At 65.4% G+C, this 16,299-nt stretch carries 15 protein-coding genes; 4 read left to right on the forward strand and 11 right to left on the reverse strand.

Features of this window, described 5'->3' with window-relative positions:
* The first annotated feature begins 10 nt into the window (after positions 1–10).
* Positions 11–913, forward strand: coding sequence for a nitrate- and nitrite sensing domain-containing protein (locus tag NMB43_RS07360; protein WP_494351501.1), 903 nt, complete (start codon positions 11–13; stop codon positions 911–913).
* Positions 910–3,051, forward strand: coding sequence for a putative bifunctional diguanylate cyclase/phosphodiesterase (locus NMB43_RS07365; RefSeq protein ID WP_494351502.1), 2,142 nt, complete (start codon positions 910–912; stop codon positions 3,049–3,051). The genes NMB43_RS07360 and NMB43_RS07365 overlap by 4 nt, the downstream gene beginning before the upstream one ends.
* Here the strand turns inward: NMB43_RS07365 and ribD are convergent.
* The 4 genes from ribD to NMB43_RS07385 all read right to left on the reverse strand — a co-directional run bounded on the left by ribD (position 3,042) and on the right by NMB43_RS07385 (position 6,769).
* Positions 3,042–4,148, reverse strand: coding sequence for a bifunctional diaminohydroxyphosphoribosylaminopyrimidine deaminase/5-amino-6-(5-phosphoribosylamino)uracil reductase RibD (gene ribD, locus NMB43_RS07370; protein WP_494351503.1), 1,107 nt, complete (start codon positions 4,146–4,148; stop codon positions 3,042–3,044). The two genes, NMB43_RS07365 and ribD, sit on opposite strands and share 10 nt — an antisense overlap.
* Before the next feature lie 26 nt (positions 4,149–4,174).
* A complete protein-coding gene (nrdR, locus tag NMB43_RS07375) occupies positions 4,175–4,657 on the reverse strand; it encodes a transcriptional regulator NrdR (protein WP_494351504.1) in 483 nt (160 codons plus the stop codon).
* Between the two features lie 131 nt (positions 4,658–4,788).
* On the reverse strand, positions 4,789–6,039 hold the full coding sequence (gene glyA, locus NMB43_RS07380) for a serine hydroxymethyltransferase (RefSeq protein WP_494351505.1): 1,251 nt from the start codon (positions 6,037–6,039) through the stop codon (positions 4,789–4,791).
* Positions 6,040–6,121: 82 nt separating this feature from the next.
* A complete protein-coding gene (locus tag NMB43_RS07385) occupies positions 6,122–6,769 on the reverse strand; it encodes a histidine phosphatase family protein (protein WP_494351506.1) in 648 nt (215 codons plus the stop codon).
* Between the two features lie 83 nt (positions 6,770–6,852).
* Here NMB43_RS07385 and NMB43_RS07390 point away from each other — a divergent pair, with 83 nt between their 5' ends.
* Together NMB43_RS07390 and NMB43_RS07395 are read left to right on the forward strand one after the other, a co-directional pair.
* Entirely contained in the window at positions 6,853–7,449 is a 597-nt protein-coding gene (locus tag NMB43_RS07390; RefSeq protein ID WP_494351507.1) for a TRAP transporter small permease subunit, read from the forward strand.
* The gene (locus NMB43_RS07395) at positions 7,446–9,179 is read left to right on the forward strand and encodes a TRAP transporter large permease (protein ID WP_494351508.1); all 1,734 of its coding nucleotides are present in this window, start codon (positions 7,446–7,448) and stop codon (positions 9,177–9,179) included. The genes NMB43_RS07390 and NMB43_RS07395 overlap by 4 nt, the downstream gene beginning before the upstream one ends.
* Before the next feature lie 14 nt (positions 9,180–9,193).
* On the opposite strand, the gene NMB43_RS07400 is transcribed toward NMB43_RS07395, so the two are convergent.
* The 7 genes from NMB43_RS07400 to glyA (NMB43_RS07430) form a co-directional block, all read right to left on the reverse strand.
* Positions 9,194–10,840 carry an ArnT family glycosyltransferase gene (locus NMB43_RS07400; protein WP_494351509.1) on the reverse strand — a complete coding sequence of 549 codons (1,647 nt, stop codon included), beginning with the start codon at positions 10,838–10,840 and terminating at the stop codon, positions 9,194–9,196.
* 130 nt (positions 10,841–10,970) lie between these two features.
* Entirely contained in the window at positions 10,971–11,177 is a 207-nt protein-coding gene (gene rpmE, locus NMB43_RS07405) for a 50S ribosomal protein L31 (RefSeq protein WP_494351510.1), read from the reverse strand.
* Between the two features lie 93 nt (positions 11,178–11,270).
* Positions 11,271–12,527 (reverse strand): transcription termination factor Rho, encoded by a 1,257-nt coding sequence (gene rho, locus NMB43_RS07410; protein WP_494351511.1) that lies wholly within the window; start codon positions 12,525–12,527, stop codon positions 11,271–11,273.
* Between the two features lie 175 nt (positions 12,528–12,702).
* The gene (gene trxA / locus NMB43_RS07415) at positions 12,703–13,029 is read right to left on the reverse strand and encodes a thioredoxin TrxA (protein WP_494351512.1); all 327 of its coding nucleotides are present in this window, start codon (positions 13,027–13,029) and stop codon (positions 12,703–12,705) included.
* A gap of 125 nt (positions 13,030–13,154) precedes the next feature.
* Positions 13,155–14,102 carry an AEC family transporter gene (locus tag NMB43_RS07420; protein WP_494351513.1) on the reverse strand — a complete coding sequence of 316 codons (948 nt, stop codon included), beginning with the start codon at positions 14,100–14,102 and terminating at the stop codon, positions 13,155–13,157.
* 151 nt (positions 14,103–14,253) lie between these two features.
* On the reverse strand, positions 14,254–14,829 hold the full coding sequence (locus tag NMB43_RS07425; RefSeq protein WP_494351514.1) for an LOG family protein: 576 nt from the start codon (positions 14,827–14,829) through the stop codon (positions 14,254–14,256).
* A gap of 201 nt (positions 14,830–15,030) precedes the next feature.
* Positions 15,031–16,296, reverse strand: a complete 1,266-nt coding sequence (glyA, locus tag NMB43_RS07430; protein ID WP_494351515.1) for a serine hydroxymethyltransferase — start codon at positions 16,294–16,296, stop codon at positions 15,031–15,033.
* Positions 16,297–16,299 lie beyond the last annotated feature (3 nt).

Here is a 16,299-nt window from a genome sequence, read left to right on the forward strand (position 1 = left end):
GCGTGCCGACATGACGACCGACTGGGCCTTGATCCTTCCCTTCACCGGCATCGCCGTGCTCGCCGGCTTGTTGTTCTTGCGCCATCAGAGCGCGCAGTCGCCGCGCCAGATCGGCCAGGCGGCGCGCGACTGCGCGCTGCTGCTGCGCCTGCTGGGCCTGCTGCAACAGCATCGTGGCGCCAGTGCGGCGCTGGTATCGGGTGACCATAGTTTCGCCGAGCGGCGGCGCACGCTGCAGGGCGAGATCGACGGTCTGTGGCCCGCCATCACCGAGATGGCACGGCGCGAGACGGCGCAGGCACGTCCCTGTTTCACCGCCAACGAATGGGCCGTGTTCCAGCACAAGTGGGGCAAGCTGACCGAAGGGCTGGGACAGAGCAGCGCGGCCGACCTGATCCACCTTCACACCCAGATGATCAGCCGCCTGCTGGACTGGCTGGCCGCCCTGGGCGAGGCGCGTATCGAAGCAGTGGCGGGCCGCCAGTTGCCGACCGGCCTGGTCAGCGACTATGTGCACCGCCTGCCGGCCCTGGCCGAATGCCTGGGGCAGGCGCGCGCGCTGGGTACCTCGGTGGCGGTGACCGGGCAGTGCTCGCCGGTGGCGCGGGTGCGCCTGGGCTTCCTCATCGCGCGCGCCGAATCCTTGCTGCTCGCGACACGCCGTTCCGACCGCCCACGCAGTGCCGAACAGGCGCAACGGGCGGTGGAGGAGCTGCTGGTGATGCTGCGCAAGCGGGTGCTCGACGGCGGCCGCGTCAGCGTGGGTGCGCAGGACTACTTCGCTACCGCCACGCGTGCCATCGACGCGGTGTTCGGCTGGATCGGCAGCCATGGCGAGACCCTGCAGGACTTATCGGACTCCGGCAGCGGCCTCGCCCCCACGCCGGGCCGCATGCATGGAGCGATCGCATGACGGAGCAGGGGCGCGTCGCGCCAGGCCTTACGGGGCTGCGCGACATCGACGGCCACCGCGTGCTGGCGGTGCTGGCCGGCAACCTCGACGGCATGGTGTTCCGCTGTGCCCTCGACGAACACTGGAGCCTGCATTTCGTCAGCGCCGGCTGCCTGGCCCTGACCGGCTACACCGAGGACGAGCTGATCCAGCAGCGTGTCACCACGCTGGAGGCCATGACGGAGGCGGAGGACCGCCTGCGCGTGCGGCGCCACATCGAGCGGGCGATCAGCCGCGGCGGCCACTATCGCGTCGAGTACCGCATCCGTCGCAAGGATGGCCAGGTGTGCTGGGTCCAGGAGCGCGGCACCCTGGTGGTGGACGAGCGCGGCGAGACCGTGCTGGAAGGTTTCATCGAGGACATCACCGACTGGGTGGAGACCATCTTCCGCCTGGAGGAGGCTGAGCTGCGCTACCGCAGCATCTTCGAGAACTCCGAGGTAGGCATGTACCAGACCTCGGAAGACGGCCGTTACCTGGCCGCCAACAACGCGCTGGCACGGCTCTACGGCTACCCTTCGCCGCAGGCCCTGGTGAGCGGCTTGTCCGACATCGCCAACGCGCTCTACGTCGATCCCACGCGGCGCGCGCAGTTCAAGCAGCGCATCGAGGCCGATGGCGTGGTGCGCAACTTCGAGGCCGAGGTGCGCTGCGCCGACGGCCGCCGCATCTGGATCGCCGAGAACGCGCACGCGGTGCATGCGGCGGACGGCAGCTTCCTGTACTACGAAGGCACGGTCGAGGACATCACCGACCGCCGTCGCTACCAGCAACAACTGGAGCACCAGGCCTCGCGCGACGCGCTGACCGGTCTGCCCAACCGCAGCCTGCTGCAGGACCGGCTCGACCAGTCGATCGCCCGCGCCAACCGCCAGCACGATCAGCTCGCCGTGCTGTTCATCGACCTCGACAACTTCAAGGTCATCAACGACAGCCTGGGGCATGCCGCCGGCGACCAGTTGATCGTCGAGATGGCCTTGCGCCTGCGGCAATGCGTGCGCGACTGCGACACCGTGGCGCGCTACGGCGGCGACGAGTTCGTGCTGATCCTCGAAGGCCACTGGCAGGAAGACGAGACCGCGCAGACGCTGGAGCGCATCCAGCATGCGGTGGCCCAGCCGGTGGCGCTGGTCGGGCATTCGCTGCAGGTGAGCTGCAGCATCGGGGTGGCGGTGTATCCCGCGCACGGCCGCGATCTGGGCACCTTGCTGCGCCATGCGGATGCCGCGATGTATCAGGCCAAGGGCGAACGCAAGGGCTCTTATCGCTTCTACACTGCGCAGCTCAACGAGGTGGCGCATCAGCGTCTGGAGCTGGAGTCGGCGTTGCGCCGCGCGCTGGAACGCGACGAGATCACCGTGGCCTACCAACCCAAGGTTGATGCGCTGGGTCGGCCGACCGGCTGCGAGGCCTTGATGCGGTGGTACAACCCTAGCCTGGGGCAGGTGCCGCCGGACCGTTTCATTCCGCTGGCCGAGGAGACCGGCCTGGTGGTGCCGCTGACCCACTGGGTACTGCGCCGCGCGTGCACCCAGGCCGCCGAATGGCTGGCTGCCGGCAAGGAGCTGGGCAGCGTGGCGGTCAACCTGTCGGCAGCGCAGTTCCGCGACAAGGACCTGGTGCGCCTGGTCGGCGAGGTGCTGGCCGAGACCGGCCTGCCCGCGCGTCACCTGGAATTCGAGATCACCGAGAGCTCACTGGTGGCCGACGTGGATCGCGCCGCTGCCACGCTGCGCGGACTCAAGGCGCTTGGCCTGCGCGTTGCGCTGGATGACTTCGGCACGGGCTATTCCTCGCTGGCCTACCTGCGGCGTTTCCCGGTCGACACCCTCAAGATCGACCGCAGCTTCGTCTCCACCTGCGACCGCGAGGAGGATGCGCGGGCCATCGCGCGGGCGGTCATCTCGCTGGGGCACAGCCTGGGCAAGTCGGTGGTGGCGGAAGGCGTGGAGACGGTAGGCCAGTTTCACATGCTGGTGGCGGCTGGCTGCGATGAGTTCCAGGGCTACCTGTTCTCGAAACCGCTGAATCCAGAGTTGGCGGGGCAATTCTTGTCCCGTCGCACGACTGGCCCGGGGCTACGTCTGGTTCAGGCGTAGTTGAATTGCGCCAGCACGCGCAGATCGTCGCCGATCGGGCGCAGCGACTGGATGCGCAGGCCCACCCGCTGCTCCAGTGAAGCCAGCTCGGGCAAGGCGAACATGCCGCGCGCCGTATCGCCCAGCAGGCAGGGGGCGAGGTAGAGCAGGAGTGAGTCGGCGCAGCCCATGGCGATCAGCGCGCCATTGAGCTGGGCACCGGCTTCGGTCATGACTTCGTTGATGTCGCGCTGCCCCAGCGCGCTCATCAAGGCAGGCAGGTCGACGCCGCCCTCTGCCGTGGGCAGGCTCAGCACTGTCACGCCCTTGTCTTCGTAGGGGCGGAAACGCGCGGGCTCGGTCTGGGCGGTGGCGATCAGCGCGCGCCCGGCATCCAGCACGGCGGCGTCCAGCGGTGTGCGCAACTGGCTGTCGACGACCACGCGCAGCGGCTGGCGGATGATCGTATGGCCACGCACCGTGAGGCGCGGGTTGTCGGCCAGCACTGTCCCGATGCCGGTCAGGATGGCGCAGGAGCGCGCACGCCAGTGCTGCGCGTCGGCGCGCGCCTCTTCGCTGGTGATCCACTGGCTCTGGCCATTGGCGAGCGCGGTGCGGCCGTCGAGCGAGGCGGCGGACTTGATGCGCAGCCAGGGGCGGCCGCGCTCCATGCGCGACATGAATCCTTCGTTGATGCTGCGCGCCTCGGCGGCCCGCACGCCAACATCCACATGGATGCCAGCCTCGCGCAATCGGGCCACGCCGGCACCGGCCACCTTGGGATTCGGGTCGCCCGTGGCAACCACCACGCGGGCCACGCCGGCACGGATCAGCGCGTCGCAGCAGGGGGGCGTGCGGCCGAAATGGCTGCAGGGCTCCAGCGTGACGTAGACGGTGGCGCCGCGTACTTCGCGGCCGCGTCGCGCGGCATCGTTGAGCGCCTCGATCTCGGCATGGTTATGGCCGGCCGGCTGGGTCCAGCCCTCACCGATCACGCGCTTGCCGTCCGGCGCCACGATCACGCAGCCCACGCGCGGGTTGGGCATGGTCGTGAACAACCCGTGCTCGGCCAGCGCGAGCGCTTGGGCCATGTGCTGTTCGTCGAAGGGGTGGATCATGGACCGTGCTCCGTCGTGCTTGGCGATCAGGAGCGGCCCGGCGTGCGCGCCTTGGGTTTGGTGGTGGTGACTTCGCGGATCACTTCGGAGAACTCTTCCGCGTCCTCGAAGTTGCGATAGACCGAGGCGAAGCGGATGTAGGCCACCTTGTCGAGGCGCTTCAGTTCGCGCATGACCTGCTCGCCAACCTTGTCGGAGGGGATTTCCTTTTCACCCAGCGAGAGCAGGCGGCTCTCGATGCGGTCGATGGCCGCATCCACGCTTTCGGCCGTGACCGGCCGCTTGCGCAGCGCGAGCTTCATGCTGGCGAGCACCTTGTCGCGGTCGAACTCGGTGCGACTGCCGTTCTTCTTGACGATCTGCGGCATGCGCAGCTCGATCCGTTCGTAGGTCGTGAAGCGCTTGTCGCACTCACCGCAACGGCGACGGCGGCGGATGATGTCGCCCTCGTCGTTCTCGCGCGTGTCGGTGACCTGGGTGGAGGGCGCGCCGCAGAAGGGACACTTCATGACGCGCGCCCGCCAGTGAGGGGCGGGAGACCGCCTACCAGGACAGGCTTCTGCCCCGGATCGGTGATGGCGGGGTACGGCTTGTTTGTTGTGTTCTTCACCCCTGGTCTCCCTTTTTCAGTACTGCTCGATCAGGCGCCGTACACCGGGAACTTCTTGCACAGTGCCGACACTTCGTCGCGCACGCGGGCGATCACGGCTTCATCGTGCGGAGCATCCAGCACGTCGGCGATGAGGTGGGCAATGCGCTCGGCTTCGATCTCGGTGAAGCCGCGCGTGGTCATGGCCGGGCTGCCGATGCGGATGCCCGAGGTCACGAAGGGCTTCTCCGGGTCCTTGGGGATGGCGTTCTTGTTCACCGTGATGTGCGCCTTGCCCAGGATGGCCTCGGCTTCCTTGCCAGTGATCTTCTTGGCGCGCAGGTCGACCAGGAATACATGGCTCTCGGTGCGGCCGGACACGATGCGCATGCCGCGCTGCTCGGACAGCACGCGGGCCATGACGCGGGCATTGGCGATGACCTGTTCCTGGTAGCGGCGGAACTCGGGCGTGGCGGCTTCCTTGAAAGCGACGGCCTTGGCGGCGATCACGTGCATCAGCGGACCGCCTTGCAGGCCGGGGAAAATCGCGGAGTTGATGGCCTTCTCGTGCTCGGCCTTCATCAGGATCACGCCGCCGCGCGGGCCGCGCAGGGTCTTGTGCGTGGTCGAGGTGACGACGTCGGCGTGCGGCACCGGGTTCGGGTAGTAGCCGGCGGCGATCAGGCCGGCGTAGTGGGCCATGTCCACCCAGAAGATGGCGCCGACTTCCTTGGCGATCTTGGCGAAGCGCTCGAAATCGATGCGCAGGGCGTAGGCCGAGGCACCGGCCACGATGATGCGCGGCTTGTGCTCGCGGGCCAGCGCTTCCATCGCGTCGTAGTCGATCTCTTCCTTCTCGTTGAGACCGTAGGCGACGACGTTGAACCACTTTCCAGACATGTTTAGCGGCATGCCGTGGGTGAGGTGGCCGCCTTCGGCCAGGCTCATGCCCATGATGGTGTCGCCCGGCTTGGCGAAGGCCATCAGCACAGCCTGGTTGGCCTGCGAGCCGGAATTGGGTTGCACGTTGGCGGCGTCGGCACCGAACAGGCTCTTCAGGCGGTCGATGGCCAACTGCTCGGCCACGTCGACATACTCGCAGCCACCGTAGTAGCGCTTGCCAGGGTAGCCCTCGGCGTACTTGTTGGTCAGTTGCGAGCCCTGGGCTTCCATGACCGCCCAGCTCACGTAGTTTTCGGAGGCGATCAGCTCGATGTGGTCTTCCTGGCGCTTGTTTTCAGCCTGGATGGCGGACCACAGCTCGGGATCGTATTGGGACAGGGTGGCTTGCTTGGAGAACATGGTGGGCCTGGTAAAGGGTTGAGGCAAAGCGCGAATTATACCGTGAGCCCCCGTTGCGCTGCGACACGGGGTATGAACTGGCTCAGCCGGCCAGTTCGTCGAGGGCGCCGGTCAGGTGGGCATCGTCGCCCCAGCTCTCCAGTTGCCAGTCCGTGCCGTCATGCACGATCCAGTTGATGCAGGCGTTGCCGATCACGAAATCACGCGGTGCTTCGAGCGGCATGCCGGTGGCCATCCGGTAGGCGATGTCCAGTACGCCACCATGGCTGACGATCAGCAGGGTGGCACCGGCGTGGCTGTCCACCAGCGATGTGAAGGCGTCCTGAACGCGTTGCGAGAAGACGGCCAGCGACTCACCGCCGGGCGGTGTGGCATGAGGCTCACGGGCGCGCAGGCGCGGCTGCAGCGCTGGGTAGCGGTGGAGGGCCTCGTCGTGGGTCAAGCCTTGGATCTGGCCGTAATCCCGCTCGCGCAGCTCAGGCCGGGGCCGGATGGGCAGCCCGAGGCGCTGGGCACTGGCGCGCGCGGTCTCCAGGGCACGGCCCAGGTCGGAGCTGTAAAGGTGGTCAAAGCGTTCGTCCGCGAGCCGTTCGGCCGTCGCCTGAGCCTGGCGTCGGCCCTGTGCGTTGAGCGGGATGTCGGTGCTGCCTTGCAGCCTGCGCTGGGTGTTCCAGTCGGTCTCGCCGTGGCGGACGAGGCACAGGCGGGTGAGTGTCTTGATCTGGGTCATGACGTAATATTACGCGGCCTTCGCGCCGCACCATGCGTGAGACCTGGGATCGGCGTGCGAAGGCCTACTCGAGGGGGAGACACGTGAAGCAATGGCTGCGGTTTGCGTTTGCCATCGATCGGCTCAATGAATGGGTCGGCAAGGCAGCGGTCTGGCTGGTGCTGGTGATGACCATCATCAGTGCTGGCAATGCGGTGGTGCGCAAGGCATTCGACATCAGCTCGAACTCCTTGCTGGAGATTCAGTGGTATCTCTTCTCCGCTGTCTTCCTGCTGTGTGCGGGCTACGCGCTGCAGAAGAACGCCCATGTGCGCATCGACATCATCACCAATCGCTTCGGTTCGCGGGTGAACGCGTGGATCGACATCCTGGGCACCGTGTTCTTCCTGTTGCCCATCGTGGTGCTGGTCGGTTGGCTGTCGTGGTGGGTGTTCCTGGAGTCCTTGCATAGCGGCGAGATGTCCAACAGTGCAGGCGGCCTGATTATCTGGCCCGCGCGCCTGCTGGTGCCCGTGGGCTTCGGTCTGCTCCTGCTGCAAGGGCTGTCGGAACTCGTCAAGCGCATCGCCTTCCTGCGTGGGGACTACCAGCCGCCCACCGGCGTGGTCGAGCAGAGCGACGAGGAGAAGCTCGCCGAGGAGATCCGCCGTAGCCGTGCGGCGCAGGAGGGCCAGTCATGATCGAGTTCATCATGCACAACATGGCGCCCCTGATGTTCTGCGCCATGGTGATCTTCCTCCTGTTGGGCTACCCGGTGGCTTTCGCCCTGGCCGCCTGCGGCGGCATCTTCGGCCTGCTGGGTATCGAGCTGGGCATGCTGTCGCCGGCGCTGTTCCAGGCGTTGCCGGATCGCATCTGGGGTGTCATGAGCAATGACACCTTGCTGGCGATTCCCTTCTTCACCTTCATGGGGCTGATCCTGGAGCGCAGCGGCATGGCCGAGGACCTGCTGGAGACGGTCGGGCAGCTATTCGGTCCGGTGCGTGGCGGCATCGCTATCGCGGTGGTGCTGGTCGGCGCGATGCTGGCGGCCACGACCGGCGTGGTGGCCGCCTCGGTGATCTCGATGGGTCTGATCTCCTTGCCCATCATGCTGCGCTATGGCTATGACAAACGCCTGGCCTGCGGCACGATCGCCGCGTCGGGCACGCTGGCGCAGATCATCCCGCCCTCGCTGGTGCTGATCGTGATGGCCGACCAGCTCGGCCGATCGGTCGGCGACATGTACAAGGGCGCGTTCATCCCGGGCTTCGTGCTGACCGGCCTGTACCTGCTGTACATCATTGGCGTCACCGTGCTGCGTCCGGCATGGGCACCGGCGCTGCCACCAGAAGCGCGCACCCTGCGCGAACCGGACGGCAAGTCCGGACTGCTGTCTCTGCTCTTGCTGTCGCTCTTTGCGGGTGGCGTCACCGTGGCCTTTGCCTATAGCAGCCTGCCGCTGTCCATCATGATGACGCTGTCGGGCGGGACGGTGGATACGGTGGCCACCGACGGCATGGTCGTGCTGTGCATGTCTGCGTGGGCGGCCACGGCGTATGCGATCTCGCGCCTGCACAAGCTCTTGGGGCTACGCCTGCTGTCGCAGATGGCGCAGCGCGTGACCTTCGTGCTGGTGCCACCGCTGGCGCTGATCTTCCTCGTGCTGGGCACCATCTTTCTGGGCATCGCGACGCCCACCGAAGGCGGCGCGATGGGGGCGATGGGGGCACTGGTCATGGCGCTGGCCCGTCGCCGGCTCAACTGGGGTTTGTTGCGTCAGGCCCTGGAGTCGACCGCGCGCCTGACCACCTTCGTGGTCTTCATCCTGATCGGTGCGCGCATCTTCAGCCTGACCTTCTATGGCGTCGATGGGCACAAGTGGGTCGAGGAGCTGCTGACCAGCCTGCCGGGCGGGCAACTGGGCTTCCTGATCGTGGTGAACATCCTGGTCTTCGTGCTGGCCTTCTTCCTCGACTTCTTCGAGCTGGCCTTCATCGTCGTGCCTTTGCTGGGACCGGTGGCGGAAAAACTGGGCATCGACCTGATCTGGTTCGGCGTGCTGCTGGGCGTGAACATGCAGACTTCGTTCATGCATCCGCCTTTCGGTTTCGCGCTGTTCTACCTGCGCTCGGTGGCACCCGCAGCGGTACGCACCTCAGATATCTACTGGGGGGCGATCCCCTTTGTGATCATCCAGGTCGTGATGGTTTGTCTGGTCATCGCCTTCCCGCAGATGGTGCAGGTTGGCTTGGGCAAGACCGAGCAGGTCGATCTCGACAAGGTGCAGATCCTGGTACCCGAAGAGCCGTCAGGTGATCCCGAGATGGCCTTGCCGCCCGAGCTTCAGGCTCCGGAAGCGGAGTCGGCGCCAACCGCAGGCGATGCAGATGCGGAGCTGATGCGTCAGTTGCAGGCCCCGTCTCGCTGAAGCGGAAGGGCCTCTCAGTCGGCGCGACGATGGAGCACGAAAGTTTCCGCCGTGCGCCCTCGTCCGCGCCGTAGCTGCCACATCTGCTCCCATCCCGGGCCGGCCGTGGGGACCACGTGGTTGCGGCCGGAGGCGTAGGTCAGCAGGTAGGGGCATTGTGAGGCCCGACGAGGCTGGGCATCGACGCTGCGCGGCAGGATGCCGGCGAAGTAGTTCAGCGCAGCATGCTGGGCCGCGCCGGCTCCCAGCGTGGCCAGGCACTTTGCGCCCCGCGTGTCGCTGGCGATACGTTCGATCGTGGGGGCATAGTTTTTGGTGTAATCGATCCAGGGTTGCCACAGTACGCTGGCGACTCCCCAAGTGAGCGTGACACCCAGGGCCCAGTGCACCGCACCACGTAGCTGGAAGAAGGGCATGCGGGTGATCGAGGCGATCCAGCCCAGGGTGAGTGCGGCCGCGATCAACGTGGCCCACAGCGAGAAGGGCATGTCATAGCCCTGAGCCAGCAGGCGGATGTTGCGCGCCAACCCGCTCGGCCAGCCCAGGTGGAGGGCCACGAAAGCCAGCCATATGAAGGCGATGATGGCGGAGAAAGTCATCACCCCGAACCAGTCCAGGAAGTTGATCGCACCACGACGCAGTTTCGGCAGTTCCCCGGCCGCCAGTACGACCAGCGGCGGCAACAGCGGCAGCATGTTGGCGTTGCGCAGGGAGCCGGTCGTGCTCACCAGCCACAGAGCCAGGATGGTGGCAAGCGTGGGCAGGAGCAGGCGGAACTCGCGCCACTGGCGGCGCTGCCGCCACAGGCTCCAGCCCGCGATCAACCACAGGGGCCAGGCGAACCAGGCCAGCAGGCTGCCCAGTTGCCCGAGGCGATTCAGATGCGAGGCGTGCGGCAGGATCTCGCGCCATTCATAGGCCCACCATTCGGCAAACAGTGCAGGCTCATGGATGGCCAGCAGAACAGGCCAGGTGGCCGCCAGCAACAGGGCCAGGGCCAGGGCGAACAGCCATTCCCGGCGCATCTGCCGGTCGCGGCATTCGGTGCAGATTACCGGCATGGCGAACCACAGGGGCAGGGTCAGGAAGGCGCCCGCCAGGCCACCGCTGAGGAAGGCCGCCGCCGCCGAAATGCCGGCGACGAGGGCGCCACGGCGCGGGTTTTCGCGCGCCAGGACCAGGCCATAGAGCGTCGCCGCCACACTGGCGCACAGCAGCATCAACGGCTGTGCCTCATGGGCATGCACCAGCAGGCCCAACGAACCCAGCGTGATCAGGACGGCGGCGCGGGCCGCGTCGGAACCGTACAGGTGCCGGCTGATGCCGCGCAGGCACAGCAGCAGGATGGTCAGGGAGACGACGGAGGCGAGGCGGATCGCATCATGCTCTGGGATCAGCCAGCCCAGGCTGAGCCCGAGGATGGCGCCCAGCCAATGGGGAAGCGGCGGCCACCAGTCGACAGAGTGGCTGCCTGCCAAAGACGGGGCAAGCCAGTCGCCATGCCGCAGGATGCCCGTCGCAATGTCGATGGCGATCAGGTCATCGCCGCGCCAGGGCGCATGTAGCAGGTTGCCGGGCAGGGCGTAAGCGACGAACAGGACAAGCAGGAGCCAGTAGGGCGGCAGGTAATTCTTGGGAACTGCGTGCTTGGCGCTGAACATGAAGAGGCGGCTGACCTGGAAAAAAGTTTCGCCGGATTCTAGCCCGCCTTGCCTTCAGACTGGTCCGGGACACTGGGACGAAAAACAAAAAAGGCAGCCATCGGCTGCCTTTTTGGTCGGTGGGCGCGGATCAGCGCTTGCCGTACTTCTGACGGAAGCGCTCGACGCGGCCGGCCGTGTCGACAATCTTCTGCTTGCCGGTCCAGAAGGGATGGCATTCAGAACACACTTCGACGTGGTAGGCAGGCTTGCCCATGGTCGAGCGGGTGGTGAACTTGTTGCCGCAGGAGCAGGTAACCTGCACATCGGCGTAATTCGGATGGCCTTCGGCTTTCATGATCTTCCTTTTCGTGCGGGCGGAGGGTGTGACCGCCCAAGATTGCAGAGCCCGCGATTATGTCAGCAAATGCAGATCGGCTCAAGTATGGGCTCAGCGACGCATGGCGTCGAAGAACTCGGCATTGGTCTTGGTCTGCTTGACCTTGTCGAGCAGGAAGTCCATCGCATCCAGTTCGTCCATGTTGTAGAGCAGCTTGCGCAGGATCCACACCTTCTGCAGTACGGACGGCTCGATCAGCAGCTCCTCGCGACGTGTGCCGGAGCGGTTGACGTTGATGGCCGGGTAGATCCGCTTCTCGGCCATGCGACGGTCGAGGTGGACTTCCATGTTGCCGGTACCCTTGAACTCTTCGTAGATGACTTCGTCCATGCGGCTGCCGGTGTCGATCAGCGCAGTGGCGATGATGGTCAGCGAGCCGCCTTCCTCGACATTCCGCGCGGCGCCGAAGAAGCGCTTGGGCTTTTGCAGGGCATTGGCATCCACGCCGCCGGTCAGTACCTTGCCGGAGGCCGGCACCACAGTGTTGTAGGCGCGCGCCAAGCGAGTCAGCGAGTCGAGCAGGATGATCACGTCCTTCTTGTGCTCGACCAGGCGCTTGGCCTTCTCGATCACCATTTCGGCGACCTGCACGTGACGCGTCGCGGGTTCGTCGAAAGTCGAGGCGACGACCTCACCCTTCACCGAGCGCTGCATTTCGGTCACTTCTTCCGGGCGCTCGTCGATCAGCATCACGATCAGCACGGCTTCCGGGTGGTTGGCTGTGATGGCGTGCGCGATGTGCTGCAGCATGATGGTCTTGCCGGACTTCGGCGGAGCGACCAGGAGGCCGCGCTGACCCTTGCCGATGGGGGCGATCATGTCGATCACGCGGCTGGTGGTGTTCTCCTCGCCGCGCATGTCGCGCTCCAGCTTGAAGACTTCGTCCGGATGCAGCGGCGTGAGGTTTTCAAACAGGATCTTGTGTTTGGTGGCTTCCGGCGGTTCGCCGTTGATCTTGTCGACCTTCACCAGCGCGAAATAACGTTCGCCGTCCTTGGGGGTGCGGATCTCGCCTTCGATGGTGTCGCCGGTATGCAGATTGAAGCGGCGGATCTGCGAGGGCGAAACGTAAATATCGTCGGTGCCGGCCAGATAGGAGGTGTCAGGCGAGCGAAGGAAACCGAATCCGTCCGGCAGGATTTCCAGGGCGCCGTCCCCGAAAATGGGCTCGCCTTTTTTTGCGCGGTTGCGTAACAGCGCGAACACCAGTTCCTGCTTGCGCAGGCGGTTGGCGCCTTCGATCTCGTTGGCCGCAGCCATTTCGAGCAACTGGCTGACGTGCAGAGATTTGAGCTCTGAAAGATGCATGGCAAACCTTGGACGGGAAACGGGTAGGACGGATGCGCGCGGGCTGAGCGCAGCGGGTGCGTTGTGAAGAGCCGGGGATTTATTCGTGTCGCGCCGGGGATGGCCGAAAAACAGGCCTGCGCGAAGGATTGGCCGGGACTTTAACGACTTGGTCCCGGCCTGTCAAACGATTGAATCAGAGATTGCCGTCGATGAAGGCAGCCAGCTGCGATTTGGACAGCGCACCGACCTTGGTGGCCGCGATATTCCCGCCCTTGAACAGCATCAGGGTCGGGATGCCACGCACGCCAAACTTGGCAGGGGTTTCCTGGTTTTCATCGATATTCAGCTTGGCCACGACCAGCTTGCCGGCGTAATCCTTGGCGATTTCGTCCAGGATCGGGGCAATCATCTTGCAGGGGCCGCACCATTCCGCCCAGTAGTCGAGCAGGACGGGGGTGCCGGATTTGATCACGTCTTGTTCGAAACTGGCGTCGGAGACGTGGAGAATGTGTTCGCTCATGATTCCTCACAGAAATTTCGGTCGTTTGCAGGCAGTCACATGCCATCTGAAAGCAATGGTTGGGGCGACCGGAAGGAAAATCAATGCTAACGAAAAAGCCGGGAGCAGGAAAGCTATCGTCCCGTTCAATGAAAGTGATTGGCCACCAGCGTCAGCGCGATGGGCGTGGTCACCGATGACAGCGCGGTAGACAGCACCAAGCTGGCGGCGATGGGGCCTTCAAGCGCGCTGAAGTGACGGGCCATCAGGTAGACGTTGGCGCCGACCGCGATGGAGCCCAGCAGGACGATGACCTGGGTTTCGATCAGAGGCAGGCCCAGCGCACGGGCAATCATCCAGATCACCAGGGGCTGGATCAGCAGCTTCAGGACGGTGATGGCGGAACTGATGCGCCAGTTCGCGCGTACGCCATATTCGGCCAGGCTCATGCCGAGGGCGATCAGGGCCAGTGGTGCGGCGGCCTGACTGAGCATGGTCAGCGGCAGATTCACCATGGTGGGCAGGGGAATGCCGATCAGGGCGACCAGCGTGCCGGACAGGATCGACGCCACGATGGGGTTCTTCAGCACGCTCTTGGTGGTGTTGAGGAACCCGTCCACGCTGAGGCTGCCATGGCGGGCCCATTCCACCGATACCGTGACCAGGGTCCACAGGACCAGCGAGTTGAACACCAGGACCAGGGCGACCGAAGGTAGGGCGGCGGCGCCCAGCATGACCTTGGCGAGCGGGATGCCCAGCATCGCGTTGTTCGAGAAGACGCCGCCCAGTGCGAAGATTGAACCGGACACGCCGTCGAGACGGAAGAGTTGCCGGGCGATGAGCCGTCCCAGCACGAAGACGATCAGGCAACTGCCGAAGAAGGCGATCAGCAGGCGCGCATCCACCGGCGGCAGGCGCGAAAAGTCCGACATCATCTGGAACAGAAGGGCCGGCAGGGCGACCGAGAAAACGAAGCGGGACAGGGCCTCGGCGATGGATTTCGGCCATTGCAGACCGCGAATCAGCGTGTAGCCGATGGCGATCAGGACAAAAAGAGGAACGGAGAGCTCGGCGCGTTCGAGGAGGGTAAACATGGGCAGATGTCAGATTTGCCTCGATTGTAAGGTCTTTGCCTGACAAATCCATGACTCACATCACATTGCCCTGTGCTGCCTGAGCATGCTGACGAGGCACCCGTGCCGAGGGGGAACTGAGTTGTGTGAGACGCGTGGGGACCGGGGCGCCTCAGATTTCCCGCAGGTCCTCCGAGACCCCGGTTCCGATACGTGGCTGGAGCAGGGCAAGCAGTTCTTCCGCCGTGCTGGCGTGGCAGAGCAGGTCGAGATGCGCGGGTTTGACGAATCCTTGCGTCACCATGTGTTCGAGCATCTGCAGCAGGGGGTCGAAGAATCCATCGACGTTGAGCAGTCCGATGGGCTTGTCGTGCAGGCTCAGTTGGGCCCAGGTGAAAACCTCGAACAACTCTTCCAGGGTGCCGATCCCGCCAGGCAGGGCGACAAAAGCCTGGGCTCGGTTGGCCATCTCGGCCTTGCGCGTATGCATCGAATCCACCACGCGCAGCTTGGTGGAGCGCGGATGGGCCAGTTCGCGGTCGGCCATGAAGGCCGGGATGACGCCGTAGGTGCGACCGTCTTCCGCCAGTACCGTGTCGGCGACGATGCCCATCAGCCCGACATGGCCACCGCCCCACACCAGCTCGAAGCCCTGGCGCGCGAGCAGCCGGCCGAAGCCACGGGCAGCTTCGGCGTATTTCGGGTCGTGCCCTGCAGCAGCACCGCAGAAGACGCAGATCGAGGGCATATGAGTGCTCCAGCAGAGAATGGCGTGCAGCATAGCGCGCCAGGGCGAAGGCGGTGAGACCGCCCTCGCGGCCGACATAGACGCCGCAACAAAGTGGTTCCGGCGTTGTTCCGCCTCCTCGCCGTACTACTTGTACTGTCTGCGTCGGTGCGCCTAGCCAGAACCGTTTCGCTGCGCTTCACTCCATTTTGTTACAGCTTCTTAGGGCATGGGGTAGTGGCGACACAGCTCGCGCACGGCGTGGCCGGTCTGTCCGATGTGCTGCTCGTCCAGGCCGCTGTCGACGATCTGGGCGATCCATTCCCCGATCTGGCGGAACTCTGTTTCGCCGAAGCCGCGCGTGGTCATGGCGGGTGAGCCGAGGCGCAGACCCGATGGGTCCTGCGGCTTGCGGTCGTCCCATGGGACAGCGTTGTAGTTGGCGACCAGCCCGGCGCGGTCGAGCGCTTGCGCCACTGCTTTGCCGCCCAGCCCCTTGTTGCGCAGGTCGATCAGCATGAGGTGGTTGTCGGTGCCGTCAGAGACCAGCTTGAAGCCGCGGGACATCAGGGTGTCGGCCAGCGCGCGGGCATTGCGGACGCAGGCCTGGGCGTAGCCAGCGAAGGCGGGCTGGGCGGCTTCCTGGAGGTTGACCGCGATGGCCGCCGTGATCGCGTTGTGCGGCCCGCCCTGCAGGCCGGGGAATACGGCTTTGTCGATCCGGGCGGCGTGCATCTCGCGGCACAGGATCATGGCGCCACGCGGCCCGCGCAGGGATTTGTGCGTAGTGGTGGTCACCACGTCGGCGTAGGGGATGGGCGAGGGATGCGCACCACCGGCCACCAGGCCCGCAAAGTGGGCCATGTCGACGAGCAGGATGGCGCCTGCCTCGTCGGCAATGCGGCGGAAGGCGGCGAAGTCGATCAGTCGCGGGTAGGCCGAGTGACCGGCGATGATCAGTTTCGGACGATGCTGCAAAGCCAGTGCGCGGATGGCGTCGTAGTCCAGGCGCTCGGTGGCGCGATCCAGCTCGTAATGCACCACGCTCCAGTGCTTGCCGGTGATGGACACCTTGGAGCCATGGGTCAGGTGGCCGCCATGCGAAAGCGACATCGCCAGCACCGTGTCCCCGGGCTGCAGGAAGGCCAGATAAACCGCGAGATTGGCGGGCGAGCCGGAGTGCGGCTGCACGTTGGCGTGCTCGGCGCCGAACAAGGCCTTGGCGCGCGCGATGGCGAGGCGCTCCACCGCGTCGATGTTGTGCTGGCCCTCGTAGTAGCGTGCCCCGGGGTAGCCTTCGGAGTACTTGTTGGTGAGCACGGAGCCGCTGGCCTCGCGCACGGCCCGGGACGCGTAGTTCTCGGAGGCGATCAGGCGCACGGTGTCGCGCTGGCGGATGTCCTCGGCAGCGATCAGTTCGGCGATGGCCGGATCAAGTGCGGACAGGCTGGGAGATGAAAATGTACTGGTAGACGGACTGGCTTGCATGGC

This window comes from Uliginosibacterium sangjuense, from assembly GCF_059132465.1.

Bases quoted from the DNA above. Each gene is read 5' to 3' on its own strand.
- rpmE (WP_494351510.1), bottom strand. From the start codon at position 11,177: ATGAAAGCCGAAGGCCATCCGAATTACGCCGATGTGCAGGTTACCTGC.
- NMB43_RS07425 (WP_494351514.1), bottom strand. From the start codon at position 14,829: ATGCCCTCGATCTGCGTCTTCTGCGGTGCTGCTGCAGGGCACGACCCG.
- nrdR (WP_494351504.1), bottom strand. From the start codon at position 4,657: ATGAAGTGTCCCTTCTGCGGCGCGCCCTCCACCCAGGTCACCGACACG.
- NMB43_RS07365 (WP_494351502.1), top strand. From the start codon at position 910: ATGACGGAGCAGGGGCGCGTCGCGCCAGGCCTTACGGGGCTGCGCGAC.
- trxA (WP_494351512.1), bottom strand. From the start codon at position 13,029: ATGAGCGAACACATTCTCCACGTCTCCGACGCCAGTTTCGAACAAGAC.
- NMB43_RS07395 (WP_494351508.1), top strand. From the start codon at position 7,446: ATGATCGAGTTCATCATGCACAACATGGCGCCCCTGATGTTCTGCGCC.
- glyA (WP_494351515.1), bottom strand. From the start codon at position 16,296: ATGCAAGCCAGTCCGTCTACCAGTACATTTTCATCTCCCAGCCTGTCC.
- NMB43_RS07420 (WP_494351513.1), bottom strand. From the start codon at position 14,102: ATGTTTACCCTCCTCGAACGCGCCGAGCTCTCCGTTCCTCTTTTTGTC.
- rho (WP_494351511.1), bottom strand. From the start codon at position 12,527: ATGCATCTTTCAGAGCTCAAATCTCTGCACGTCAGCCAGTTGCTCGAA.
- ribD (WP_494351503.1), bottom strand. From the start codon at position 4,148: ATGATCCACCCCTTCGACGAACAGCACATGGCCCAAGCGCTCGCGCTG.
- NMB43_RS07385 (WP_494351506.1), bottom strand. From the start codon at position 6,769: ATGACCCAGATCAAGACACTCACCCGCCTGTGCCTCGTCCGCCACGGC.
- NMB43_RS07360 (WP_494351501.1), top strand. From the start codon at position 11: ATGACGACCGACTGGGCCTTGATCCTTCCCTTCACCGGCATCGCCGTG.
- NMB43_RS07400 (WP_494351509.1), bottom strand. From the start codon at position 10,840: ATGTTCAGCGCCAAGCACGCAGTTCCCAAGAATTACCTGCCGCCCTAC.
- glyA (WP_494351505.1), bottom strand. From the start codon at position 6,039: ATGTTCTCCAAGCAAGCCACCCTGTCCCAATACGATCCCGAGCTGTGG.